Genomic DNA, 21,575 nt, shown 5'->3' on the forward strand with positions numbered 1-21,575 from the left:
TCAACTCCCTCCGGTCGCGCCGTGGTGGTCCGCGACGCGCCGGTCCCCAGTGTGCCGGGTGGGCCGCAGCCGGATCTCCACGTCCCCGCCCAGGTGGGTGAGGCCGGTGACCGTCAGGGTCAGCGCGTTGCCGATCCCGGTGATTCCCAGGTCGCCGACGAGGGGGGCGCCGGCACCGAGCAGCTTGGGCGCCAGGTGCACCACCGCCTCGTCCACCAGGCCGTCGCGCAGGAAGGCGGCGGCCAGCGTCGGGCCGCCCTCGAGCAGCACCCGGCGCACGTCGCGGGCGAACAGCTCGCCGAGCAGTTCCCGCGGCGAGGCGGCGGTGCTGACCAGCGTGGGAGCGGCGTCGTCGAGCACCCGGGCCGTCCTCGGCAGACGGCGGCGGCGGTCGAGCACCACGCGCAGCGGCTGACGGGCGGCGTCCCGGCCGTCGGCGTCCCGGACGGTCAGCTGCGGGTCGTCGGCCAGCGCCGTCCCCGAGCCGATGACGACCGCGTCACAGGTGGCCCGCAGCCGGTGGACGGCAGCGCGGGCGTCCGGGCCGGTGACCCAGCGGCTGCTGCCGTCGGCGGCGGCGACCCGCCCGTCGAGGGTGCCGGCGACCTTCCAGACGACGAACGGGCGCCCCTCGCGCACGCCGGTCAGCCACGCGCCCAGCGCGCCCTCCTCGGCGGCCTGCTGGGCCACGCCCAGCTCGACCTCGACGCCGGCGGCGCGCAGCCGTGCGGCCCCACCCCCGGCCAGCTGCGTGGGCTCGGGGACGGCCACCACCACGCGGGCGACGCCGGCGGCGAGCAGCGCGTCGGCGCAGGGACCGGTGCGGCCGGTGTGCGCGCACGGCTCGAGGGTGACGACGGCGGTGCCGCCGCAGGCCCGCTCGCCGGCCTGCTCCAGCGCCCGGACCTCCGCGTGCGGGCCGCCGGGCGGTGCCGTCGCGCCCTCTCCCACCGGCGTCCCGTCGGCGGCGAGCACGACCGCGCCCACCGCGGGGTTGGGGCTGGTGGTGCCGAGGACGCCCGCGCCCAGCTCGCGTGCCCGGGCCATGGCGGAGAGCTCGGCCGCGGAGACGGTCACCCCTGCCGCGCCGCAGCGGCCTGCGCGCGCAGGCCCGCGATCGCCCGCGCCGGGTCGTCGGCGCCGTAGACGGCCGACCCCGCGACGAACACGTCGGCACCGGCCGCGGCAGCCTGCTCGATGGTGTCGGCGTTGATCCCGCCGTCGACCTCGACCAGCAGCGTGAGGTGCCCGGTGTCGACCAGCTCGCGCGCGCGGCGCACCTTGGGCAGCGTCTCGGCGAGGAACCGCTGACCGCCGAAGCCGGGCTCCACGGTCATGACCAGCAGGGTGTCGAACTCCGGGAGCACGTCGAGGTACTCCTCCAGGGGGGTGCCGGGCTTGAGCGCCAGGCCCGCCAGCGACCCGGCGGCGCGCAGGTCGCGGGCGACGGCACGCGGGTCGTCGGTGCAGGCCTCGGCGTGCACCGTGACGTTGCGCGCGCCGGCCTCCGCGTAGCCCGGTGCCCACCGCGCGGGGTCCTCGATCATCAGGTGGCAGTCCAGCGGCACGGGGCTGACCGCCTGCACCGCCTGCATGACCGGCAGCCCGAAGGTCAGGTTCGGCACGAAGTGCGCGTCCATGACGTCGAAGTGCAACCAGTCGGCGTCGGCGACCCGCTGTGACTCCTCGGCCAGCCGGGCGAAGTCCGCCGACAGGAGGCTGGGCGCGATCAGCGGGCTCCGGGACACGTCCGCCGAGTCTAGGCGGGCGTGATCACCGTCCCGTGCGGGAGCGGCGGTACGCCGACCTCGAACCCCTGGACCGTGGGGGGCAGCGTGCAACCGGACGGCCCCCGTCAGGCGGGAGGCGGTGGTCGTCGTCCGGACGCGCTCGGGTCCCGTCCCGCACGGTGGCGGAGGCATCGCCGTCCGTGCTGCTCCCCCGTGCGCGCCCAGCCATTTCGCCTGCTCGGCACCGCACCGCGCTCCGAGACGCCCGATACGGAACTGTGCCTCCCTATGGTGCTCACCGTGGGCCGGCTGAGACGGCGGACGGCGGGACGCCGAGCGCGACGGGACGCCTCGGTCGCCGCTTCCGTTGCCTGGTTCACCGGTGCCGGCCTCGCGGTGACGCTCGCGCTGGCCCTGCTCACCGGGGTGCTCGCCCGCCGCGCCGGTGTGGAACAGGGCACGCGGTCGTTCGAGAACCTCGCCCGCGTCACCGCCGCCACGCTCACCCCGGCCCTGGACGGTGACCCGGGCCTGCCCCCCGGCCCGACCGCGGACCTCCGCACCCACGTCGACGCGCTGGTGAAGGCCGGCCCGGTGGTCGCCGTCCGGGTGCGCTCCAGCAGCGGGCAGGTGCTCTGGGCCGACGACCGCAGCGTCGTCGGCCGGACGGACGCGTTGCCGGCCGACGCGCGCCGCGCCCTGAGGACCGGCTCGGTGGCCTCGCTGGCGGCCGACCCTGGGGACCCGGGCGTGGTCGCCGGTCACAGCAGCGGCCGGGTGCTGGTGGCCTGGGTCGGGGTGGAGGACGTGCACGGCACCCCGCTGCTGGTCGAGTTCCACGAGAGCTACACCGAGGTGACCGACCTCGCGCAACGCACCTGGATGCGGTTCGCGCCGGCCGCGCTGGGCGCCCTGGCGCTGCTGCAGGTGCTCCAGGTGCCGCTGGCCTGGCGGCTGGCCTCGAACCTGCGCCGGTCCCGGCAGTCGGAGGACGCGCTGCTCCAGGCAGCCGTGGACGCCTCGGACGCCGAGCGGCGCCGGATCGCCGGCGAGGTGCACGACCACACCGTCCAGGACCTCACCGCACTCGCCTTCGAGATCGACGCCGCGCAGATGCGCGGCGCACCCCGCAACGCCGAGGACGCCGAGCTGCTGGAGCGGACCGCGCAGGGGGTGCGCCGGACGGTCGAGGACCTGCGGTCCCTGCTCGTCGCGCTCATCCCGGCCCGGGGCGGCTTCCGCGGTGGGCTGCTCCCGGCGCTGCAGGTGCTCGCCCAGGAGCTGACCCGCTCCGGCATCCGGGTCACCGTGCGTGCCGACGACGCCCGGGACCTGCCCGGGCCGACGGCCGCACTGCTCTACCGCTGCGCCCAGGAGGCGCTGCGCAACGTCGTCACGCACAGCCGCGCGACCTCGGTCGAGGTCGCCGTCACGCAGGACCAAGGGGTTGCCACGATGGAGATCGAGGACGACGGGCAGGGGTTCGACGAGCGGCGGCTCGCCGAGCGGGCCGCGGCCGGGCACGTCGGACTGCGCGCGCTCGGGGAGCTGCTGGTGGACGTCGGCGGCTCGCTGACGCTGTCCAGCGCCCCGGGCGAGGGCACGCAGCTGGTCGCGACCGTGCCGTTGGCAACCGCCGCCGTGACCGCCGGAGCAGCACGGTGATCCGGGTGCTGGTGGTCGACGACCACGCCGTCGTCCGGCGGGGCATCTCCAGCCTGCTGGCCGCCGCCGACGGGCTGGAGTGCGTCGGGGCGGTCGGGGACGGCGACACCGCCCTGGAGCTGGTCGAGCAGCTGGACCCCGACGTGCTGCTGCTGGACCTGTCCATGCCGGGCCGGGACGGCGTGACGGTGATCCGTGTGCTGCGGGAGCGCGGCCACCGGACCCCGGTGCTGGTGCTCACCTCCTTCGGCGAGCCCGACCTCGTGGTGCCCGCCCTGGTCGCCGGCGCCGACGGCTACCTGCTCAAGTACCAGGACGGCGAGTCGATCCTCGACGCGGTGCGGTGCATCGCCGCGGGCGGCGCACCGGTCGACCCGATGGTGACCGCCGCCGTGCTCGCCGACCTGCGCGACCGCGGTCAGGGCGACCTGCTCACCGACCGCGAGAAGGAGGTGCTGGAGCTGGTCCGTCAGGGCCTGCCCAACAAGGTGATCGCCCGGCGGCTGCGGATCAGCGAGGCCACGGTGAAGACCCACGTCACCCGCATCCTGCAGCGCATCGGCGCCACCGACCGCACGCAGGCGGCGCTGTGGGCCGAGCGCCGCCTGCGTCCGAACGAGCCTCCCCACCGGACCACGGGATGACCGGTACCGGCCGGCACCGGCCCGGGCGCGGTGGGTCCCCTCCCGACCCGCAGCGGCGCCCGGTCCTGCTGCGCTACGCCGCGACCGGGCGACCGGCCCCGCGGCGGTGGTCCGAGCGGCTGGCCCTGGTCGCCGGGGCCATCGCCGTGCTGGCCGCGATCGGCACGGCCACGCTCACCGGGGCCTGGGCCGGGTTCTCCCTGCTGGGCGCGCCGGGCACGCCGGCCCGTCCCGCCATCGAGGCGGGCGAGGGCGGCGGGACGCAGCCGGACGCCCCCGCGCCGGACGTGGGTGCAGCGGCGCCTCCGCCACCGGAGGAGGGTCCGGCCGCGGTGCTGCCGGAGCGCGCGCCGCCGGACCGGCCGCAGCGGCGAGCGGAGGCGCCCCCCGAGCCGTTCACCGCGGTGCCGCCCGCGACCGGGCCGTCCTCCGCCCGGCCGTCGCCCGGTGCCACCCCGGCGAGCACGCCGCCGCCCCGCCGTCCGGCGCCGGCGACCGCGGCCCCTGCCGCGCCGGCGCCCGTCGCGGCGGAGCCGGCCGGTCCCACGGTGAGCCCCGCGACGCCGACCGGTCCCACGGCGAGCCCCGTGACGGCGAGCGGAACGCCCGGGCAGCCGGAACCGGCACCGGCGACACCGCAGGCACCGGCACCGCTGACACCGCAGGCTCGCGCCACGACCGCTTCCCCCACGCCCCCGTCGCAGCCGGACGAGGACGAGGAGGAGCACGACGAGCAGGACGGGGACGGGGACGACAGCGGGAGCAGCAGGGGCAGTGGTGGCGGCTACGACTACGGCTACGGCTACGGCTACGGCAAGGCCGACGGGGACCACGACCTCGGCGGCAGCAGCGCCACGCCCTCGCCCAGTGCGACCCCGGCCCCGACGGCCAAGGCAGAGGGAAAGACAGAGGCGAAGACCGAGGGGAAAACAGAGGCGAAGACCGAGGCGACCGCGAGCCCGACGGCGAGTCCGTCGAGCACCGCCGCTGACTGAGCGCGCGCCGGTCCGCTCAGCGGGTGCGGCGGAGCAGGGCCATGAACATCGCGTCGGTGCCGTGCCGGTGCGGCCACAGCTGCCCGTAGTCGCCTCGCGCCAGCCCCGGCACCTCGGGGAACAGCGGCGCGACCGGCAGCACCTCGACGTCGTCCCGCGCGGCCGCGGCGTCGACCACGGCGACCGTCTCGTCGGTGTGCGGCGAGCAGGTCACGTAGGCCACCACGCCGCCGGTGCGGACCGAGGCCAGCGCGCCGTCCAGCAGCGCCGTCTGCAGCTCGACCAGCGGCGGGACGTCGTCCGCGGTGCGCCGCCAGCGCACCTCGGGGCGGCGGCGCAGCGCTCCCAGGCCGGTGCAGGGGGCGTCGAGCAGCACGCGGTCGAAGGAGCCCGGCGTCCACGGCGGCGTCCGCCCGTCGGCGACCAGCACCTCGACGTCGTCCTCGTCGCGCAACGCCTGGCGGACGAGCTCGGCGCGGTGCGGCGCGCGGTCGGCCGCGGTGAGGCGCACCCCCTCCGGACGGACGGCGGCCAGCAGACCGGACTTGCCCCCGGGGCCGGCGCAGACGTCGAGCCAGGCGGCGTCCGGGCCCTCCAGCGGCGCGCGGGCCAGCAGCAGGGCCGCCAGCTGACTGCCCTCGTCCTGCACCGCGGCCCGGCCCTCGCGCACCGAGGGGACGCGGGCGGGATCACCGCCGCCGAGCCGGACGGCGTACGGCGACCACGGGCCGGGCTGCCCGCCGGACTCTGCCGCGAGCTGCTCGCGGGGCACCCGCCGGGCGACCAGGTGCACCTCGGGGGCGGCGTCGTCGGCCAGCAGCGCGGGCTCGACCTCGGCCTCGTCACGCAGCGCGTCGCGCCAGGCCTCGACGATCCAGCGCGGGTGGTCGGTGACCAGGGCCAGCCGCTGGTCACGGTCCCCGTCGAGCCGCTCGACCCAGGCCGCGCGGTCGCCACCCGCGGCGACCTTGCGCAGCACCGCGTTGACCAGGCCGGAGGCGCCGGTGCCGACGATCGCCCGGGTCAGCGCCACGGTCGTGTCGACGGCGGCGTGCGCCGGTACCCGCAGGTCCAGCAGCTGGTAGGCGCCCAGCCGCAGCAGGTCGAGCACCCGCGGATCGAGCTCGGCCAGCGGCCGGGAGACCAGCGGGGCCAGCACCGCGTCGAGGGTGCCGGTGGCACGCAGGGTGCCGTAGGCCAGCTGGGTGGCGAAGGCGGCGTCGCGCTCGCCGAGGTCGGCGGCGCGCTCGCGCAGCAGTTGCGGCAGCAGCAGGTTGGCGTAGGCGTCGCGGCCGGAGACACCGTCGAGCACGTCGAAGGCGGTCAGTCGCGCGCCGTCGAGCACCGGCCGGGAGCGGCGGGACGGCGGACGCCGGTTGCCGCGCCGGGGAGCACTCACGAGGGGCCGCCGTCGAACCGCTCGCCGGGCGCCGGCCGTGCCCCGCGGGCCCAGTCGGGCGCCGGCAGCAGCCGCTTGCCGGCCGGCTGCACCTCGCCGAGCCGGACGGCGCCCCGGCCGGTCCCGACCAGCACGCCGGTGGGGCCCACCGAGACCTCGCCGGGGGCCAGGCCGAGGGACGTGGACAGCGGCTCGACCGGACCCAACCTGAGCCGGTCGCCGCGCCACGTCGTCCACCCGCCGGGCGCGGGGGTGACCCCGCGGACCCGTCGGTCGACGACGTGGGACGGCAGCGACCAGTCGACGCGGGCGTCGGCCGGATCGATGCGCGGTGCGAGGCTGACCCCCTCGACCGGCTGCGGTTCCGGCTCCAGCGTGCCGGCCTGGATGCCGTCGAGGGTGGCCAGCAGCAGCCGGGCGCCGCTGATCGCGAGCCGGCCCAGCAGGTCGCCGGCGGTGTCCCGCGGTGCGATCGGCTCGGTGACCACGCCGTAGACCGGGCCGGTGTCCAGGCCCGCCTCCAGCCGGAAGGTCGAGGCGCCGGTGACCTCGTCACCGGCCATGATCGCGTGCTGCACCGGTGCGGCGCCCCGCCAGGCCGGCAGCAGCGAGAAGTGCAGGTTGACCCAGCCGTACCGCGGCAGGTCCAGCGCCGCCTGTGGCACCAGGGCGCCGTAGGCGACGACCGGCGCGCTGTCGACGGCCAGCTCCGCGAGCCGCTCGAGGAACTCCGGCTCACGCGGGGAGCGGGGCTGCAGCGCGGGGACGCCGGCGGCGTCGGCGCGTTCGGCGACCGGGGAGCGGCTCACCTTGCGGCCGCGACCGGACCGGGCGTCGGGCCGGGTGAGGACGGCGACGACCTCGTGGTCGGAGGCCAGCAGCAGTTCCAGCGAGGGGACGGCGACCTCCGGCGTCCCGGCGAACATGAGCCTCAGTGGGGGCTCACCTCCACGCGGGGGACCCACGCGCCGGCGCCGGCCCACTCGGCCTCGCCGATGGCCGCGAGCGCGGCGGCGCGGGCCTCGGCGTCCAGCCGGTCGACGAACAGCACGCCGTCGAGGTGGTCGACCTCGTGCTGCACGGCGCGGGCCAGCAGGTGCGAGCCCTCGACCCGGACCGGCTCGCCGTGCAGGTCGAACCCGGTGGCCGCGACGTACAGGTGCCGGCGGCAGTCGAAGGTGTACCCGGGGATGGACAGGCAGCCCTCCGGCCCCTCCTCGGTCTCCTCCCCCACCGGCGTCACCTCCGGGTTCACCAGGTGGCCGACCTCGCCGTCGACGTACCAGGTGAAGACCCGCAGCCCGACACCGATCTGCGGGGCGGCCAGCCCGGCGCCGCCGGCGGCGAACATGGTGTCGGTGAGGTCGGCGACCAGCCGGCGCAGCTCCTGGTCGAAGTCCACGACCGGAGCGGCAGGGGTCCGCAGCACCGGGTCGCCCAGCAGCCGGATGGGGGTCACGCTCACCGGTCGATCCTAAATGGCCCCCTCCTGGGCGTCCCCGCGCCCGATGGCCCCCTGCAGGATCCCGCCGGCCCTGTCCAGAGGCTCGTCCCGAGCCTGCGAGGGATGAGGAGGACGGGGTCCTCACACGGTGGGGAGCAGGGGGCCCTCCTCCGGAGCGTGGGGAGGACGGGGTCCTCGGTCAGGCGAAGAGCCGCACCGAGGACTTGGCCACCGTGAGGTGCGCGGCCTGCTCGGCCAGCTGCTGGGCGCCCTCGGCGTCGTCGACGCCGACTTCCGCGGGGAAGCCCGCGTCGTGCGGAGCCACCGTGCCCTCGAGGTCGACGAGGTCGCCCTCGCGCACCTGGTACGGGGACTCGCCGGCCTCGCCGGTCAGCTGCACCCACATCCGCTCGGCGTCCGACGCACCGAGCCAGAAGCCCTCGTCGGCCGGGACGGAGAGCACCCGGGCGCCGGTCGCGGTCACCGGCTGGTCGGCGAGACCGCCCAGCGCGGTGCCGGCGTCGGGGCCGGCGGCCAGCGCCAGCACCGACCGGCCGTCGGCCGTCTCGACCGAGCCGCCGGCCGTGGATCCGCCGGCGGGAGCGCCCGACGAGCTCGGCGCGGCCGAGCCGGATGACGGGTCCGAGGACGCCGGCCCGGACGGGCTCCCGGCGCTCTGCGAGGTCTGCGCCGCGGGGTCGGAGCCCGCCTCGGGGTCGCTGCCGCCGCACTGGCTCAGCAGCAGCGCCAGGACGACGAGCGCGGCCACCAGCAGCGCTCCGACCAGCGGGCCCCGCCGGCGCCCGCCACTGCGGGTACCACCGCCCACGGGCGTGGCCCCCCGCTGCTGGCCGGGGCCGGTCGACGGCGTACGCGACTCACTCACTCGGTGCTCCTCGGTTCAGGTCGTCCGCGCGGACGGCCTGGACCTAGCACCTGGGGCCCGGGCGGTCGCGTCTCGTCACGGGCCCCGGATCGGGGCCGGACCCACCTACCCGGCTGCGTTTACGGCGTAAACCGGGTCAGCCGGATGAGGTCGAGGTCACCACCTGCAGCCCCTGCGGCTCACCGCCGCTGGGGCCGTCGTCCGGGCCGCACCGGCTGATCGACACCGTGATGGTCAGGACGGCGACCAGCAGGACCAGACCGAGCACGATGCGGCGCAGCCAGCGGCGCAGGTCACCGGGGTTGTCCGCGGAGCGGTGGGGGTCCTCGGCGCTGGCGCGCTCGGCGCGGGGGTCGGGGGGCGGGTCACTCGACGTCACAGGCCCTCCTCGGCCACCGGACGAGCTGAGCGCCCGGTGCTGAGCCGCTCGGGGGGAACGTGGGTGCGCTACCCCGGCACGGCGGTCGTCACACGGTCCGGTCGACCGACCGGCCCCGGTGCCCGCGCCTCAGACCAGGTCGAGCGGGTCCAGCTGCACACGGACGTGCTCGGTGGCCTTCTTCGCGCTGCGGACGCCCTGCACCTCCGCCAGGGCGTGCGCCAGGGCCGACCCCTCCGCCCGCGGCACCCGCACGAGGTAGCGCTCCCGCTCGCCCTCCTGACCCGGGCGCGACGGCTCCGGCACCGGACCGAGCAGGTCGGCGTCGGCGGGCAGCCGCGCGGCCGCGAGGAACTCCGCCAGCGCCGGCGCGGTCCCGGAGAGCGCGGCCATCCGGGTGGCCGGCGGGAAGCCGAGTTCGCGGCGGTCGGCCAGCTCCCGGGCGGCCAGCCAGCCGGGATCCCAGCGCACCAGCGCCTGGACGACGGGGTGGGCGGCGTCGGCGGCGACGACGACCTGACCACCGGCCGACGCGGGCCGGACGAGAGCCGCCGCGTTCATCCAGCGGCGCAGCGTCTCCTCCCCTGCCCGCAGGTCGGCCCGCCCGAGCAGCGCCCAGGAGTCCAGCAGCAGCGCGGCGCCGTACCCACCCTCGGCGACCGGCTCGGCGCCCGGGGTGGCGACCACCAGCGCCGGCCCGGGCGGCACCGAGGGCAGCACGCCCGACCCGCGCCCGGAGACCCGTACCGCGGCGCCGGCGAAGGCCCGCCCCAGCTCCTCGGCGGTGCGGGCGGCGCCCACGACGGAGGCGCGCAGCTTCGTGCCGTGGCAGTACGGGCAGTCGAACGTCGCCGCGGGGCGGGCGCACCAGCGGCAGGCCGGTACCCGCGACCCGCCCGGCCCGGGCGTGGCGGCGACGCCCAGCGGCCCGGAGCAGACCGCACAGCGGGCCGGGGCGCGGCAGCGGTCGCACGCCAGCCCGGGCGCGTACCCCGCACGCGGCACCTGCACCAGCACCGGGGCGCCGTCGGCGAGGGCCTGGCGGGCGACCCGGTGGGCCAGGCTGGGCAGCCGGGCGGTGCGCGCGGCGGGGTCGCGGGCCAGCTCGGCGTCGGCACCCAGGGCCTGCACCCGGGGGGCGGCGGCGCGCAGGGTGGCGCGGTCGGCGACCAGCTCGTGCGCCCAGCCGCTCTCCACCAGCAGCTGCGCCTCCGCGGTGCGCGCGGTCGCCGCGACGACGGCCGCGCACGAGGCGAGGTGGGCCCGGTGCACCAGGACGTCGCGGGCGTGGGCGTAGGGCGCGCGCGGCTCGGCGTGCAGGTCGTCGCCGTCGTCCCAGACCGCGACCAGTCCGAGGTCGGCGACCGGCGCGAAGACGGCGGCGCGGGTGCCCAGCACCACCCGCGCGGTGCCGCGGACGGCGTCCAGGAAGCGGCGGTACCGGGCATCCGGGGCCGCGTCGGCGCGCAGCACGACGACCGACCCCTGCGGCAGCCGAGCCTCAGCGGCCGCGGCCAGCCGGTCGAGGTCGCGGCCGTCGGGCGTCACCACCAGGGCGCCCCGCCCCCCGGAGAGCGCGGCCTGGCACAGCTCGACCAGCCGGGCCGGCCAGTCCTCCCCGGGCAGCGCCGTCCACACCGCGCGGGCGGGCCGGCCCTCGGCGACGGCGGTGAGCAGCGCCGGACCGGTCGGGTAGCGGGCGAAGCCGGCCGGGTCGGGGGGCGGGGGCGGTGGCGGTGGCTCGGCGGGCGGGCGCTTCTCGGCCGCGACCCGGCGGGGCGGGACGGCCAGCCGGAGCACGTCGGTGACCGTGCCACCCCAGCGCTCGGCCACCGCGCGGGCCAGCGCGACGACCTGGGGGGTGAGCACCGGCTCCGGGGAGACCACCTTGGCCAGCGGCGTCAGCTTCCCGCCGTGTTCGCTGCTGTCGGCCAGCTCGAGCACGAAACCGTCGACCAGCTGCCCGGCGAAGCGCACCCGCACCCGGCACCCGGCCCGCACCTCGTCGGCCATCTCGTCGGGGACGGCGTAGTCGAAGGGCCGGTCCAGGTGCGCCAGGGGCACGTCGACGACGACCCGGGCCACCCGCTCCGGCCCCGCCCGGAGGCTCGCACCGAGCTCGCGAGGGGTGAGGGGGGCGGGGTCCTTCGACAGCGGGATCTCCGTTCGGCGGGAGCTGGTGGTGGCCCGGGAGTGTCGTCGCCGGCTCCGACAGTCACCGGCAGCGACGTGCGCCCGTGGCGTGTCCTCTGAGGCAGGACACGCCACGGGCGCACATCACCGTCAGGCGGCCGTCAGACCCCCGCGGCCGAGCGCAGCGCCTCGACGCGGTCGACCCGCTCCCACGGCAGGTCGACGTCGGTGCGGCCGAAGTGGCCGTAGGCGGCGGTCGGGGCGTAGATGGGGCGCAGCAGGTCCAGGTCGCGCACGATCGCGCCGGGGCGCAGGTCGAAGGCCGCGCTGATGGCCTTCTCCAGCACCTCGTCCGCGACCGCGCCGGTGCCGAAGGTCTCGACGAACAGGCCGACCGGGTGGGCGGCGCCGATCGCGTAGGCCACCTGGACTTCGCAGCGGCGGGCCAGGCCGGCGGCCACGACGTTCTTGGCCACCCAGCGCATGGCGTAGGCGCCGGAGCGGTCGACCTTCGACGGGTCCTTGCCGGAGAATGCGCCGCCGCCGTGGCGGGCCATGCCGCCGTAGGTGTCGACGATGATCTTCCGGCCGGTCAGCCCGGCGTCGCCCATCGGGCCGCCGATGACGAACTTGCCGGTCGGGTTGACCAGCAGCCGGTAGCCGTCGGTGGGCAGGCCGAGCGCGGCGAGCTCGGGCTCCACCACCAGCTCCTGCACGTCCGGGGCGAGCAGCTGCTCGATGGAGATGTCCTCGGCGTGCTGCGAGGAGACGACGACGGTGTCGACGCCGACCGGACGGTCGTCCTCGTAGACGACGGTGACCTGGGTCTTGCCGTCGGGCCGCAGGTAGGGCACCGAACCGTCCTTGCGGACCGCCGAGAGCCGGCGGGAGAGCCGGTGCGCCAGCGCGATCGGCAGCGGCATGAGCTCGGGGGTTTCATCGGTGGCGTAGCCGAACATCAGGCCCTGGTCACCGGCACCCTGACGCTCGATCTCGTCGTCGGTCGTCCCGGCGGTGCGGGCCTCGTAGCCGGTGTCGACGCCCTGGGCGATGTCCGGCGACTGGGCACCGATGGAGACGCTGACACCGCAGGAGGCGCCGTCGAAGCCCTTGCGGGAGGAGTCGTAGCCGATGCCGAGCACGGTCTTCCGGACGATGTCGGCGATGTCGACGTAGCCGGCGGTGGTGACCTCACCGGCGATGTGGACCTGCCCGGTGGTGATCAGGGTCTCGACGGCGACCCGGCTGCGCGGGTCCTGCGCGAGCATCGCGTCGAGGATCGAGTCGCTGATCTGGTCGGCGATCTTGTCCGGGTGGCCCTCGGTCACCGACTCGGACGTGAAGAGGCGGCGTGACACGCGGTACTCCCTGGGGTCGGTGACGGCGGGGTGGTGCCCGGGCGTGGGCAGCTCGTCGGGTGCACGTTACCGGCGTGCGGCGGGGCCGGTGCCGGCTCAGGCCAGCCGGGCGGCGACGACGTCCCAGATCCCGGCGGCCACGGCGTCCTTGCTGCCCTCGGGCAGCTCGGTGACGGCTCCGTCGGCGGCCAGGACGACGGCGGCGTTCTCGGCCCGGCCGAACACCCGGCCGCCGGAGACGTCGTTGACCACGAGCAGGTCGCAGCCCTTGCGGGCCAGCTTGGCACGGGCGTGGGTGAGGACGTCGGCGTCGTCGTCCCCCGTCTCGGCGGCGAAGCCGACGACCAGCTGCCCGGTGGGGCGCTTGGTGACCAGCTCGGCGAGGACGTCGGGGTTGCGCACCAGCGGCACCGCGTCGGGCTCGCCGGCGCTGCCCTTCTTGAGCTTGGCCGCGGCGACGGACGCCGGCCGGAAGTCGGCGACCGCGGCGGCCATGACGACGACGTCGGCGTCCGCCGACTCGGCGAGCACCGCGGTCCGCAGCTCCTCGGCCGTGCCGACCCCGACGACGCGGACGCCGAAGGGCGCCGGCAGCTCGACGTTGGCCGCGACGAGCACGACCTCGGCGCCGCGGGCGGCGGCGACCCGGGCCAGCGCCCAACCTTGCTTCCCGGACGAGCGGTTGCCCAGGTAGCGGACCGGGTCCAGCGGCTCCCGGGTGCCCCCGGCGCTGACGACGACGCGGCGGCCGGCCAGGTCGGGGGCCAGGGCGGCCGGGCCCGCGGTGAGCACGACCGAGGCGAGCGCGGCGATGTCGGCCGGCTCGGGCAGCCGGCCGGGACCGGAGTCCGGGCCGGTGAGCCGGCCGACGGCGGGTGGCAGCACGATCGCGCCGCGGCGGCGCAGCATGGCGACGTTGTCCTGGGTGGCCGGGTGCAGCCACATCTCGGTGTGCATGGCCGGGGCGAACACGACCGGGCAGTGCGCGGTCAGCAGGCTCGCGGCGAGCAGGTCGTCGGCCCGGCCGGCGGCGGCCCGGGCGAGCAGGTCGGCGGTGGCCGGCGCGACGACGACGAGGTCGGCGGTCTGCCCGATGCGGACGTGCGCCACCTCGTCGACGTCGGACCAGACGTCGGTGGTCACGGGGTTGCCCGACAGCGCCTCGAACGTGGCCGCACCGACGAAGTGCAGTGCGGCCGGCGTCGGGACGACGCGGACGTCGTGCCCCGCCTCGGTGAACGCGCGCACCAGCAGGGCGGCCTTGTACGCGGCCACGCCCCCGGCGACGCCCAGCACGATCCGGCTCATGCGGTCATCCTCCCGACACGAGAACGCACCCGGCAGCGACTGCCGGGTGCGTTCTCACCGTTCTGGGTGGCCTCGTCCAGGGTCCCGCCCCGAGCCTGCGAGGGGGGTGGGAGGACGAGGTCCTTCCTCAGTTCTCGCCGGCGGTGTGGGTCAGCAGACCCTCGTTGATCTCGCGCAGGGCGATCGAGAGCGGCTTCTCCTGCGGGGCGGTGTCGACCAGCGGGCCGACGTACTCCAGCAGGCCCTCGGAGAGCTGGCTGTAGTAGGCGTTGATCTGGCGCGCGCGCTTGGCGGCGAAGATCACCAGGCCGTACTTGCTGCTGGTGCGCTCGAGCAGCTCGTCGATCGGCGGGTTGGTGATGCCCTCAGGGGCAGGTGCGACTCCGGACACGGGCGGGCGTGCTCCTCAGCTCGTTCGGCGGGAGTGACGGGCGGCGGTGCCGGGCCCCGTCACTCGGGTGCGCCGCTGCTCCGGAGGGACCTGGGCGACGGCGCAGTCAGCCATCCTACCAACTCGTCAGCAGCCCGGGCGACGTCGTCGTTGACGACCACCACGTCGAACTCCCCGGCGGCGTCCAGCTCGGCCTGCGCGATCCTCAGCCGCTCCTCCTGGACCGCCGGCGGCTCGGAGCCCCGGCCGGCCAGCCGGCTCTCCAGCTCGGCCCAGGACGGCGGGGCGAGGAACACCAGCTGGGCGTCGGCCTCGCGGGCCCGGACCTGCCGGGCGCCCTGCAGCTCGATCTCCAGCAGCGCCGGCGCGCCGGCGGCGAGTCGCTCGCGCACGGGGGCGGCCGGCGTGCCGTAGCGGTTGCCGGCGTACTCGGCCCACTCGAGCAGGCCGTCCTCGGCGATCAACCGGTCGAACTCGGCGTCGCTGACGAAGTGGTAGTGCACCCCGTCGACCTCACCGGGCCGGCGCCGGCGGGTGGTGGCCGACACCGACACCCAGACCTCGGGGTGCCGGCGCCGGACCTCCGCCACGACCGTGCCCTTGCCGACCCCCGAGGGGCCGGAGAGCACGGTCAGCCGCGCCGGGGGGTGTTCAACGGCAGCAGGTGCCACGCGTCGTCGTCCTCGACCTCCGGTGCCTGGTCCTGCGGGTCAGCTCTCGACGGGTACCTGCTCGGCGGCGACCTTCTCGCCGCCGAACTCCGACTCGAGGGCCCGGCGCTGGTTGGCACCCAGACCGCGCACCCGGCGGGTCGGGGAGATCTCGAGCCGCTCCATGATCTTCGCAGCCCGCGCCTTGCCGACGCCGGGCAGGGACTCGAGCACCGCGGAGACGCGCATCTTGCCGATCACCTCGTCGGTCTCGCCCTGGCGCAGGACGTCGCCGACCGTGGCGCCCTTGCTCTTGAGCCGCTCGCGCAGCTCGGCTCGGGCCTTGCGGGCGGCCGCCGCCTTCTCGAGAGCCGCGGCACGCTGTTCGGGGGACAGGTCAGGGAGGGGCATGGTGCGACCCAATCTGTCGTCGCCGGCCATCGGTGCGGCCGGCGGGGCTCTGGCTGTGTCGGGGGCAGGACTCGCTGCTGAGCCTGCTCGCCAACCTAGCTCTCGCCATATGCGCAGGTCACGCGGGACTGAACCTCGGTTTCACGCTTCCCGTGAGCTACCCGTGACGCTGGGTCGCCACCTGCGTTCACCCACGGTCATCCTCGCAGCTCAGGAACGGGTGCGGCGTGATCCGGTACCGGAACACTCCCGGCCGGGCCCGCTCCGACACGCCGGTGCGACACGCCGGGCACCTCGGGAAACGTGCTGGTGAGCGGCGGCACCGACCGGTCAGGCGGAGGTCGCCCGCCTCCGCCGGCCGAGCGCCCAGCCCCCCACGGCGGCCGGCAGCAGGCAGCCCGCGGCGGCCAGGGCCAGGCCGGTCAGCTGCGCCGGGGTCCACACGACCGCGTCGTCGTACGTGAGCGTCAGCGTGCTCGAGTAGGCGTCCGCCGGCAGCGGCTCGTAGCTGCCTCCGTACACGACCTCCTCGACCCCGTCCGGGCCCGCGCCGCGCCCGCGAACAGCAGCGCACCGGCCACGAGGAGCAGCACGCCGAGCCCGGTGAGCAGCCAGGGCGCCGCACGTGTCACCCGGTGAGCTCCGCGGCCCAGCGCTCCGCGGCCGCGCGCAGCCCGGCCGGGTCCGGGCCGGCGGCGAGCACGTCGCGCGACACGGTAGGCACGACGGCGGTGCCGCGGCCGAACAGCCGGCGCAGGTCGGCCGCCGAGCCGCCCTGCGCGCCCAGCCCCGGGGCGAGCACCGGGCCGCCGAGGCCGGTGAGGTCCACGTCGAGCTCGGGCAGCGTGGCCCCGACGACGACGCCGAAGGACCCGGTCGCCGGCCCGAACCGGCTCGCCACGTCCCGCACGGCGCCGGGGTCGGGCAGCGGGTCGCCGACGACCCAGCCCGGCGTGTTCCAGCCGCGCACGGTGTCGACGACGACCTGTGCGACCGACCGGCCGTCCACCACCGCGTGCTGCAGCGTGCCGGCGTCCGGGTTCGACGTGCGCGCCAGCACGAACAGCCCCCCGCCGTACTGCCGGGCGGTGTCGACGGCCGGCTGCAGCGAGCCGGGACCGAGGTAGGGGCTGACGGTCAGGGCGTCCGCGGCGAGCAGGTGGTCGGGCCGCAGCACGTCGGCGTAGGCGTCCATGGTCGAGCCGATGTCGCCGCGCTTGGCGTCGAGCAGCACGAGGGCACCCGCGGCGCGGGCGCGGGCGACGCCGTCCTCCAGCACGGCCAGGCCCCGCGAGCCGTGCCGCTCGTAGAACGCCAGCTGGGGCTTGAGGACGGCGACGGTGCCGGCGAGGGCCTCGACGACGGTGTCGGTGAACCGGGCCAGGCCCTCGGGGTCGTCGGGCAGCCCCCAGCGCTCCAGCAGCGGGGCGTGCGGGTCGATGCCCACGCACAGCGGCCCGCGGGCGGCGACGGCGTCGGCGAGCCGGTGGCCGAAGGGGGCGCTCACCGGGCCGGCTGCAGCGCGCGCGGCAGCGTCTCCCCCAGCGCGGCGACGCAGTCGCGGGCGAGGAACGGGGCGGCGAAGGCCCCGGACGCCGACTGCACGGCGTCCGCCCCGAGGGCGAACAGCGCTGCGAAGGACGCCGGGTCGGTGACCCCGCCCATCGCCAGGACGTCGAAGTGCCGGCCGCCGGCGTCGCGCAGGGCGACCAGCCGGCGGGTGAAGTCCAGCGCGGAGTCGCGCACCGCGGCCCCGGACAGCCCGGCGAGCTCGCGACCGGGGAAGGTCGGCTCCCCGTCGCTGCGACGCACCCGGCTCTGCAGGGTGTTGATGCCCGCGATGCCGTCGACGAGCGGCGCGAGCCTCGGCACCAGCGCCTCCAGCCGCGCCCCGTCGAGCCAGGACAGCTTGGCGACCAGCCCGGTCCGGTCGTCCAGCGCGCGGCGCACGCCCTCGACCACGGCGACGGTCGCGCCGGCGTCCAGGCACAGCGGCGGCTTCACGCCGGCGGCGGTCGACGTGCTGAGCGTGTTGGGGCAGGACAGGTTGAGCTCGACGACGCTCGCGCCGGCCTCCTGCGCCAGCCGCGCGGTGGCGGCGAAGTCGTCGACCAGGCCGGTCCCGTCGCCCTCCCCCATCACGCTGACCAGCAGCAGCTGGTCGTCGTCGACCGCGGCGAGGGACCGCTCCAGGTCGGCCATCCACTGCTCGGGTGCCAGGGAGGGGACGCCGAAGGAGTTGACCGTGCTGACGTCCGGCGAGCCGGGGGCCACCCAGTCCCACGGGTCGGCGGTGACCTCGGCGGCCGCGCCCGGCGGCAGGCTCTGCGCCTGCCGCGCCGCGAACACCCAGTTCGGCTGGGCGTTGGGCTCGTGCGCCCGGCTGCGGACGGTCTTGTAGGTCAGCACGCTGTAGCCGTTGCGGGCGAAGTGGCGGACCCACTCCTCGCCGCCGTTGAGCACGCAGGCGGGCACGCCGATCGGGAAGCCGACGTCCCGGCCGAGCACCCGCCAGCGGCGGTCCCCGGCCCGCGGCCGCTCGGCCAGCCGCGGCCCCAGCGGCCTCGCGAGGTTGTCGCGGTAGGAGCCCAGGACGTCGTAGGCCGGTGTCGGCACCCCGTAGGCGGCCAGCACCCCGGCGTGCCCGGCGAGGAACAGCACGCGGGTGAGCAGCGGCAGGTCGCCCTCGCCGCCCTCCCCGGCGGCGAGGCGCCCGGCCAGCCCGCGGGCCGCCGCGGCCAGCGCGTCGAGCTCCGGCTGCGGCGGCCGGGCGAAGCGGGTCACCCCGGCGAGGAATGCCTCGGGCAGGCCGTCCACGAGACCGCGGGCGACCAGCTCCTCCCGGACTCGCCGGACCGCCTCCCCGGCCGCCGCCGTCACGAGCGGGTCGCCTGCGCCGCGGCCAGCGTGGCGTGGACCTCCTGCAGGCTGCGCACCCCGATGTCGTCGCCGCGCAGCGCCTCGATGCCCTGGACGGCGGCCGCCATCCCCTGCACGGTCGTGATGCACGGGACGCCCTGGCTCACTGCCGCCGTGCGGATCTCGTAGCCGTCCAGCCGCGGGCCGCTGTTGCCCGGCGACCCGAAGGGGGTGTTGACGACGATGTCGACCTCGCCGGCCAGGATCTTCTCAACCACGTTGCCGGGGCCCTCGCTGTACTTGCCGACCACCTCGCAGGCCACCCCGTTGCGCCGCAGCACCTGCGCGGTGCCGACGGTGGCCAGCACCCGGAAACCGAGGTCGGCCAGCCGCTTGATCGGGAACACTGCCGAGCGCTTGTCCCGGTTGGCCAGCGAGACGAAGACGGTCCCGGCTGTCGGCAGCGAGCCGTAGGCGGCGGCCTGCGACTTGGCGAACGCGGTGCCGAACTCGGCGTCCAGGCCCATGACCTCGCCGGTGGACTTCATCTCCGGCGACAGCACGGTGTCCACGCCGTGCCCGTCGACCGTACGGAACCGGTGGAAGGGCAGCACGGCTTCCTTGACCGCGATCGGCGCGTGCTCGGGCAGGTCGGTGCCGTCACCGGTGAGCGGCAGCACGCCGGCCGCCCGCAGGTCGGCGATTGTCTCGCCGACCGCGATCCGGGCGGCCGCCTTGGCCAGCTGGACGGCCGTCGCCTTGGAGACGAACGGAACCGTGCGGCTGGCCCGCGGATTGGCCTCGATCACGTAGAGGATGTCGTCCTTGATCGCGTACTGGACGTTGACCAGCCCCCGCACGCCGATACGGGCCGCCAGCTTCTCCGTGGCGGCGCGGATCTTGAGCAGGTCCGCCGAGCCCAGCGTGATCGGCGGCAGGGCGCACGCCGAGTCGCCGGAGTGGATGCCGGCCTCCTCGATGTGCTCCATGACCCCGCCGAGGTAGAGGTCGCTGCCGTCGTAGAGCGCGTCGACGTCGATCTCGACGGCGTCCTCCAGGAACCGGTCCACCAGCACTGGGTGGGCGGCGCTGACGTCGGTCGCCTTGGCGATGTAGGCCTCGAGGGTCGCCTCGTCGTAGACGATCTCCATGCCGCGGCCACCGAGCACGTAGGACGGCCGGACGAGAACCGGGTAGCCGATCGTCGCTGCGATCTGGCGTGCCTCGGCGAACGTCGTCGCCGTGCCGTGCTTGGGCGCGAGCAGCCCCGTGTCGGCCAGCACCCGCGAGAAGGCTCCGCGGTGCTCGGCGTCGTCGATGGCCTCCGGCGAGGTGCCCAGCACGGGGACGCCGGCGTCCTTGAGCCGCTGCGCGAGGCCCAGCGGCGTCTGCCCGCCCAGGGTGCAGATGACCCCGGCCACCGGGCCGGCGGCGCGCTCGGCCTCGACCACCTCGAGGACGTCCTCGAAGGTCAACGGCTCGAAGTACAGCCGGTCGGCGGTGTCGTAGTCGGTGGAGACGGTCTCGGGGTTGCAGTTGACCATCACCGCCTCGTAGCCGGCGTCCTGCAGCGCCATGACGGCGTGCACGCAGGAGTAGTCGAACTCGATGCCCTGCCCGATCCGGTTGGGCCCCGAGCCCAGGATCAGCACGGCCGGCTTCTCCCGCGGCTCGACCTCGGTCTCCTCGTCGTAGGAGGAGTAGTGGTAGGGCGTGCGGGCGGCGAACTCCGCGGCGCAGGTGTCGACGGTCTTGTAGACCGGCCGCACACCCAGCCGCCGGCGCAGCGTCCGGACGCCGTCCTCCCCGGCCAGCTCGGGGCGCAGCGCGGCGATCTGCCGGTCGGACAACCCGTGCCGTTTGGCCCGGCGCAGCAGCTCCGCCGTCAGGGACGGCGCGTCCCGGACCTCGGCGCCGACCTCGCCGACCAGCGCGATCTGGTCGACGAACCACGGGTCGAAGCCGCTGGCCTCGGCGACCTGCTCGACGGTGGCCCCGGCCCGCAGCGCGGCCTCGGCCACGTAGAGCCGCCCGTCGACCGGCGTGCGCAGGGCCTCCAGCAGCTGCTCGGCGCCGCGCCCGTCGTCCGGCCCGGTCCAGAAGCCGGCCACCTTCGTCTCGGTGGACCGCATCGCCTTGCCCAGCGCCTCGGGGAAGTTGCGGCCCATCGACATGACCTCGCCGACGCTCTTCATCGTCGTGGTCAGCCGCGGGTCGGCGCCGGGGAACTTCTCGAAGGCGAACCGCGGGATCTTGACGACGACGTAGTCCAGCGTCGGCTCGAAGGCGGCCGGGGTGACGCCGGTGATGTCGTTGGTGATCTCGTCGAGGGTGTAGCCGATGGCCAGCTTCGCGGCGATCTTGGCGATCGGGAACCCGGTGGCCTTGGACGCCAGCGCGCTCGACCGGGACACCCGCGGGTTCATCTCGATGACGACCAGCCGGCCGTCGGCCGGGTTGACGGCGAACTGGATGTTGCAGCCGCCGGTGTCGACGCCGACCTCGCGCAGCACCGCGATGCCGACGTCGCGCATCCGCTGGTACTCGCGGTCGGTGAGGGTCATCGCCGGGGCGACCGTGACCGAGTCGCCGGTGTGCACGCCCATCGCGTCGATGTTCTCGATCGAGCAGACGACGACCACGTTGTCGCTGCGGTCGCGCATCAGCTCGAGCTCGTACTCCTTCCAACCGAGCACCGACTCCTCGATGAGGACGGTGTGCACCGGGGAGTCGGCCAGGCCGTGCGAGGCCATGCGGCGCAGCGACGCCTCGTCGGTGGCGAAGCCCGAGCCGAGGCCGCCCATCGTGAAGCTCGGCCGGATGACGACCGGGTAGCCGACCTCGGCGGCGGTCTCCAGGGCCTCCTCGACCGACGCGCACACCCGCGAGCGCGGGGCGTCGGCGCCGATGGACCGCACGATGTCCTTGAACATCTGCCGGTCCTCGCCGCGGTTGATCGCGTCGACGTCGGCGCCGATCAGCCGGACGCCGTACCGCTCCAGCACGCCGTTCTCGTACAGGCCGATGGCGATGTTGAGCGCGGTCTGCCCGCCGAGGGTGGCCAGCAGCGCGTCGGGGCGCTCCTTGGCGATGACCTTCTCCACGAACTCCGGCGTCAGCGGCTCGACGTAGGTGGCGTCGGCGATCTCCGGGTCGGTCATGATCGTCGCCGGGTTGCTGTTGACCAGGCTGACCCGCAGCCCCTCGGCCTTGAGCACCCGGCAGGCCTGCGTGCCGGAGTAGTCGAACTCGGCGGCCTGGCCGATGAGGATCGGCCCGGAGCCGATCACCATCACGTGGTGGATGTCGCTGCGCTTGGGCAT

General features: G+C 76.1%; 20 protein-coding genes. 3 read left to right on the plus strand and 17 right to left on the minus strand.

Annotated elements, in window-relative coordinates; genetic code table 11:
- Both ribD and rpe read right to left on the minus strand, forming a co-directional pair.
- Positions 1 to 1,077 (minus strand): bifunctional diaminohydroxyphosphoribosylaminopyrimidine deaminase/5-amino-6-(5-phosphoribosylamino)uracil reductase RibD, encoded by a 1,077-nt coding sequence (ribD, locus tag GOBS_RS15215; protein WP_012949150.1) that lies wholly within the window; start codon positions 1,075 to 1,077, stop codon positions 1 to 3.
- On the minus strand, positions 1,074 to 1,748 hold the full coding sequence (gene rpe, locus GOBS_RS15220; protein ID WP_012949151.1) for a ribulose-phosphate 3-epimerase: 675 nt from the start codon (positions 1,746 to 1,748) through the stop codon (positions 1,074 to 1,076). Before rpe ends, ribD begins: the two co-directional genes overlap by 4 nt.
- 282 nt (positions 1,749 to 2,030) lie before the next feature.
- On the opposite strand from rpe, the gene GOBS_RS15225 reads away from it, so the two are divergent.
- Genes GOBS_RS15225 through GOBS_RS15235 form a run of 3 tightly spaced genes read left to right on the plus strand, consistent with a single transcriptional unit; the run spans position 2,031 to position 5,034 of the window.
- On the plus strand, positions 2,031 to 3,395 hold the full coding sequence (locus GOBS_RS15225) for a sensor histidine kinase (RefSeq protein WP_166487417.1): 1,365 nt from the start codon (positions 2,031 to 2,033) through the stop codon (positions 3,393 to 3,395).
- Positions 3,392 to 4,039: a response regulator gene (locus tag GOBS_RS15230; protein ID WP_012949153.1), complete on the plus strand. Its 648-nt coding sequence runs from the start codon at positions 3,392 to 3,394 to the stop codon at positions 4,037 to 4,039. Before GOBS_RS15225 ends, GOBS_RS15230 begins: the two co-directional genes overlap by 4 nt.
- Complete coding sequence (locus GOBS_RS15235) at positions 4,036 to 5,034, plus strand: hypothetical protein (protein WP_012949154.1); 999 nt, start codon at positions 4,036 to 4,038, stop codon at positions 5,032 to 5,034. The genes GOBS_RS15230 and GOBS_RS15235 overlap by 4 nt, the downstream gene beginning before the upstream one ends.
- Before the next feature lie 16 nt (positions 5,035 to 5,050).
- Here GOBS_RS15235 and GOBS_RS15240 read toward each other — a convergent pair whose 3' ends face one another.
- The 15 genes from GOBS_RS15240 to carB all read right to left on the minus strand — a co-directional run bounded on the left by GOBS_RS15240 (position 5,051) and on the right by carB (position 21,575).
- Positions 5,051 to 6,433, minus strand: a complete 1,383-nt coding sequence (locus GOBS_RS15240) for an RsmB/NOP family class I SAM-dependent RNA methyltransferase (protein ID WP_012949155.1) — start codon at positions 6,431 to 6,433, stop codon at positions 5,051 to 5,053.
- On the minus strand, positions 6,430 to 7,359 hold the full coding sequence (gene fmt, locus GOBS_RS15245; RefSeq protein ID WP_012949156.1) for a methionyl-tRNA formyltransferase: 930 nt from the start codon (positions 7,357 to 7,359) through the stop codon (positions 6,430 to 6,432). The genes GOBS_RS15240 and fmt overlap by 4 nt, the downstream gene beginning before the upstream one ends.
- A 5-nt stretch (positions 7,360 to 7,364) precedes the next feature.
- Entirely contained in the window at positions 7,365 to 7,898 is a 534-nt protein-coding gene (gene def, locus GOBS_RS15250; RefSeq protein ID WP_012949157.1) for a peptide deformylase, read from the minus strand.
- Between the two features lie 178 nt (positions 7,899 to 8,076).
- Complete coding sequence (locus GOBS_RS25545) at positions 8,077 to 8,763, minus strand: hypothetical protein (RefSeq protein ID WP_012949158.1); 687 nt, start codon at positions 8,761 to 8,763, stop codon at positions 8,077 to 8,079.
- 136 nt (positions 8,764 to 8,899) lie between these two features.
- Complete coding sequence (locus GOBS_RS15260) at positions 8,900 to 9,142, minus strand: hypothetical protein (protein ID WP_012949159.1); 243 nt, start codon at positions 9,140 to 9,142, stop codon at positions 8,900 to 8,902.
- Between the two features lie 129 nt (positions 9,143 to 9,271).
- On the minus strand, positions 9,272 to 11,227 hold the full coding sequence (locus tag GOBS_RS15265) for a primosomal protein N' (RefSeq protein WP_012949160.1): 1,956 nt from the start codon (positions 11,225 to 11,227) through the stop codon (positions 9,272 to 9,274).
- Positions 11,228 to 11,436: 209 nt separating this feature from the next.
- Positions 11,437 to 12,633: a methionine adenosyltransferase gene (gene metK / locus GOBS_RS15270; RefSeq protein WP_012949161.1), complete on the minus strand. Its 1,197-nt coding sequence runs from the start codon at positions 12,631 to 12,633 to the stop codon at positions 11,437 to 11,439.
- Between the two features lie 96 nt (positions 12,634 to 12,729).
- Positions 12,730 to 13,941, minus strand: a complete 1,212-nt coding sequence (gene coaBC, locus GOBS_RS15275) for a bifunctional phosphopantothenoylcysteine decarboxylase/phosphopantothenate--cysteine ligase CoaBC (protein WP_012949162.1) — start codon at positions 13,939 to 13,941, stop codon at positions 12,730 to 12,732.
- A gap of 127 nt (positions 13,942 to 14,068) precedes the next feature.
- Complete coding sequence (gene rpoZ / locus GOBS_RS15280) at positions 14,069 to 14,332, minus strand: DNA-directed RNA polymerase subunit omega (RefSeq protein WP_012949163.1); 264 nt, start codon at positions 14,330 to 14,332, stop codon at positions 14,069 to 14,071.
- Positions 14,333 to 14,391: 59 nt separating this feature from the next.
- Positions 14,392 to 15,003 carry a guanylate kinase gene (gene gmk / locus GOBS_RS15285; protein ID WP_012949164.1) on the minus strand — a complete coding sequence of 204 codons (612 nt, stop codon included), beginning with the start codon at positions 15,001 to 15,003 and terminating at the stop codon, positions 14,392 to 14,394.
- Between the two features lie 39 nt (positions 15,004 to 15,042).
- Positions 15,043 to 15,393 carry an integration host factor, actinobacterial type gene (mihF, locus tag GOBS_RS15290; RefSeq protein ID WP_012949165.1) on the minus strand — a complete coding sequence of 117 codons (351 nt, stop codon included), beginning with the start codon at positions 15,391 to 15,393 and terminating at the stop codon, positions 15,043 to 15,045.
- Positions 15,394 to 15,723: 330 nt separating this feature from the next.
- On the minus strand, positions 15,724 to 15,915 hold the full coding sequence (locus tag GOBS_RS15295; protein WP_041241522.1) for a hypothetical protein: 192 nt from the start codon (positions 15,913 to 15,915) through the stop codon (positions 15,724 to 15,726).
- 106 nt (positions 15,916 to 16,021) lie between these two features.
- Complete coding sequence (gene pyrF / locus GOBS_RS15300) at positions 16,022 to 16,900, minus strand: orotidine-5'-phosphate decarboxylase (protein WP_012949166.1); 879 nt, start codon at positions 16,898 to 16,900, stop codon at positions 16,022 to 16,024.
- Entirely contained in the window at positions 16,897 to 18,273 is a 1,377-nt protein-coding gene (locus tag GOBS_RS15305; protein ID WP_166487418.1) for a beta/alpha barrel domain-containing protein, read from the minus strand. The genes pyrF and GOBS_RS15305 overlap by 4 nt, the downstream gene beginning before the upstream one ends.
- The gene (carB, locus tag GOBS_RS15310; protein WP_012949168.1) at positions 18,270 to 21,575 is read right to left on the minus strand and encodes a carbamoyl-phosphate synthase large subunit; all 3,306 of its coding nucleotides are present in this window, start codon (positions 21,573 to 21,575) and stop codon (positions 18,270 to 18,272) included. Before carB ends, GOBS_RS15305 begins: the two co-directional genes overlap by 4 nt.

Source organism: Geodermatophilus obscurus DSM 43160, from assembly GCF_000025345.1.
GTDB lineage: Bacteria > Actinomycetota > Actinomycetes > Mycobacteriales > Geodermatophilaceae > Geodermatophilus > Geodermatophilus obscurus.

Coding starts and splice junctions, on each gene's coding strand:
- GOBS_RS15235 (WP_012949154.1), top strand. CDS start 4,036: ATGACCGGTACCGGCCGGCACCGGCCCGGGCGCGGTGGGTCCCCTCCC.
- fmt (WP_012949156.1), bottom strand. CDS start 7,359: ATGTTCGCCGGGACGCCGGAGGTCGCCGTCCCCTCGCTGGAACTGCTG.
- coaBC (WP_012949162.1), bottom strand. CDS start 13,941: ATGAGCCGGATCGTGCTGGGCGTCGCCGGGGGCGTGGCCGCGTACAAG.
- mihF (WP_012949165.1), bottom strand. CDS start 15,393: ATGCCCCTCCCTGACCTGTCCCCCGAACAGCGTGCCGCGGCTCTCGAG.
- carB (WP_012949168.1), bottom strand. CDS start 21,575: ATGCCCAAGCGCAGCGACATCCACCACGTGATGGTGATCGGCTCCGGG.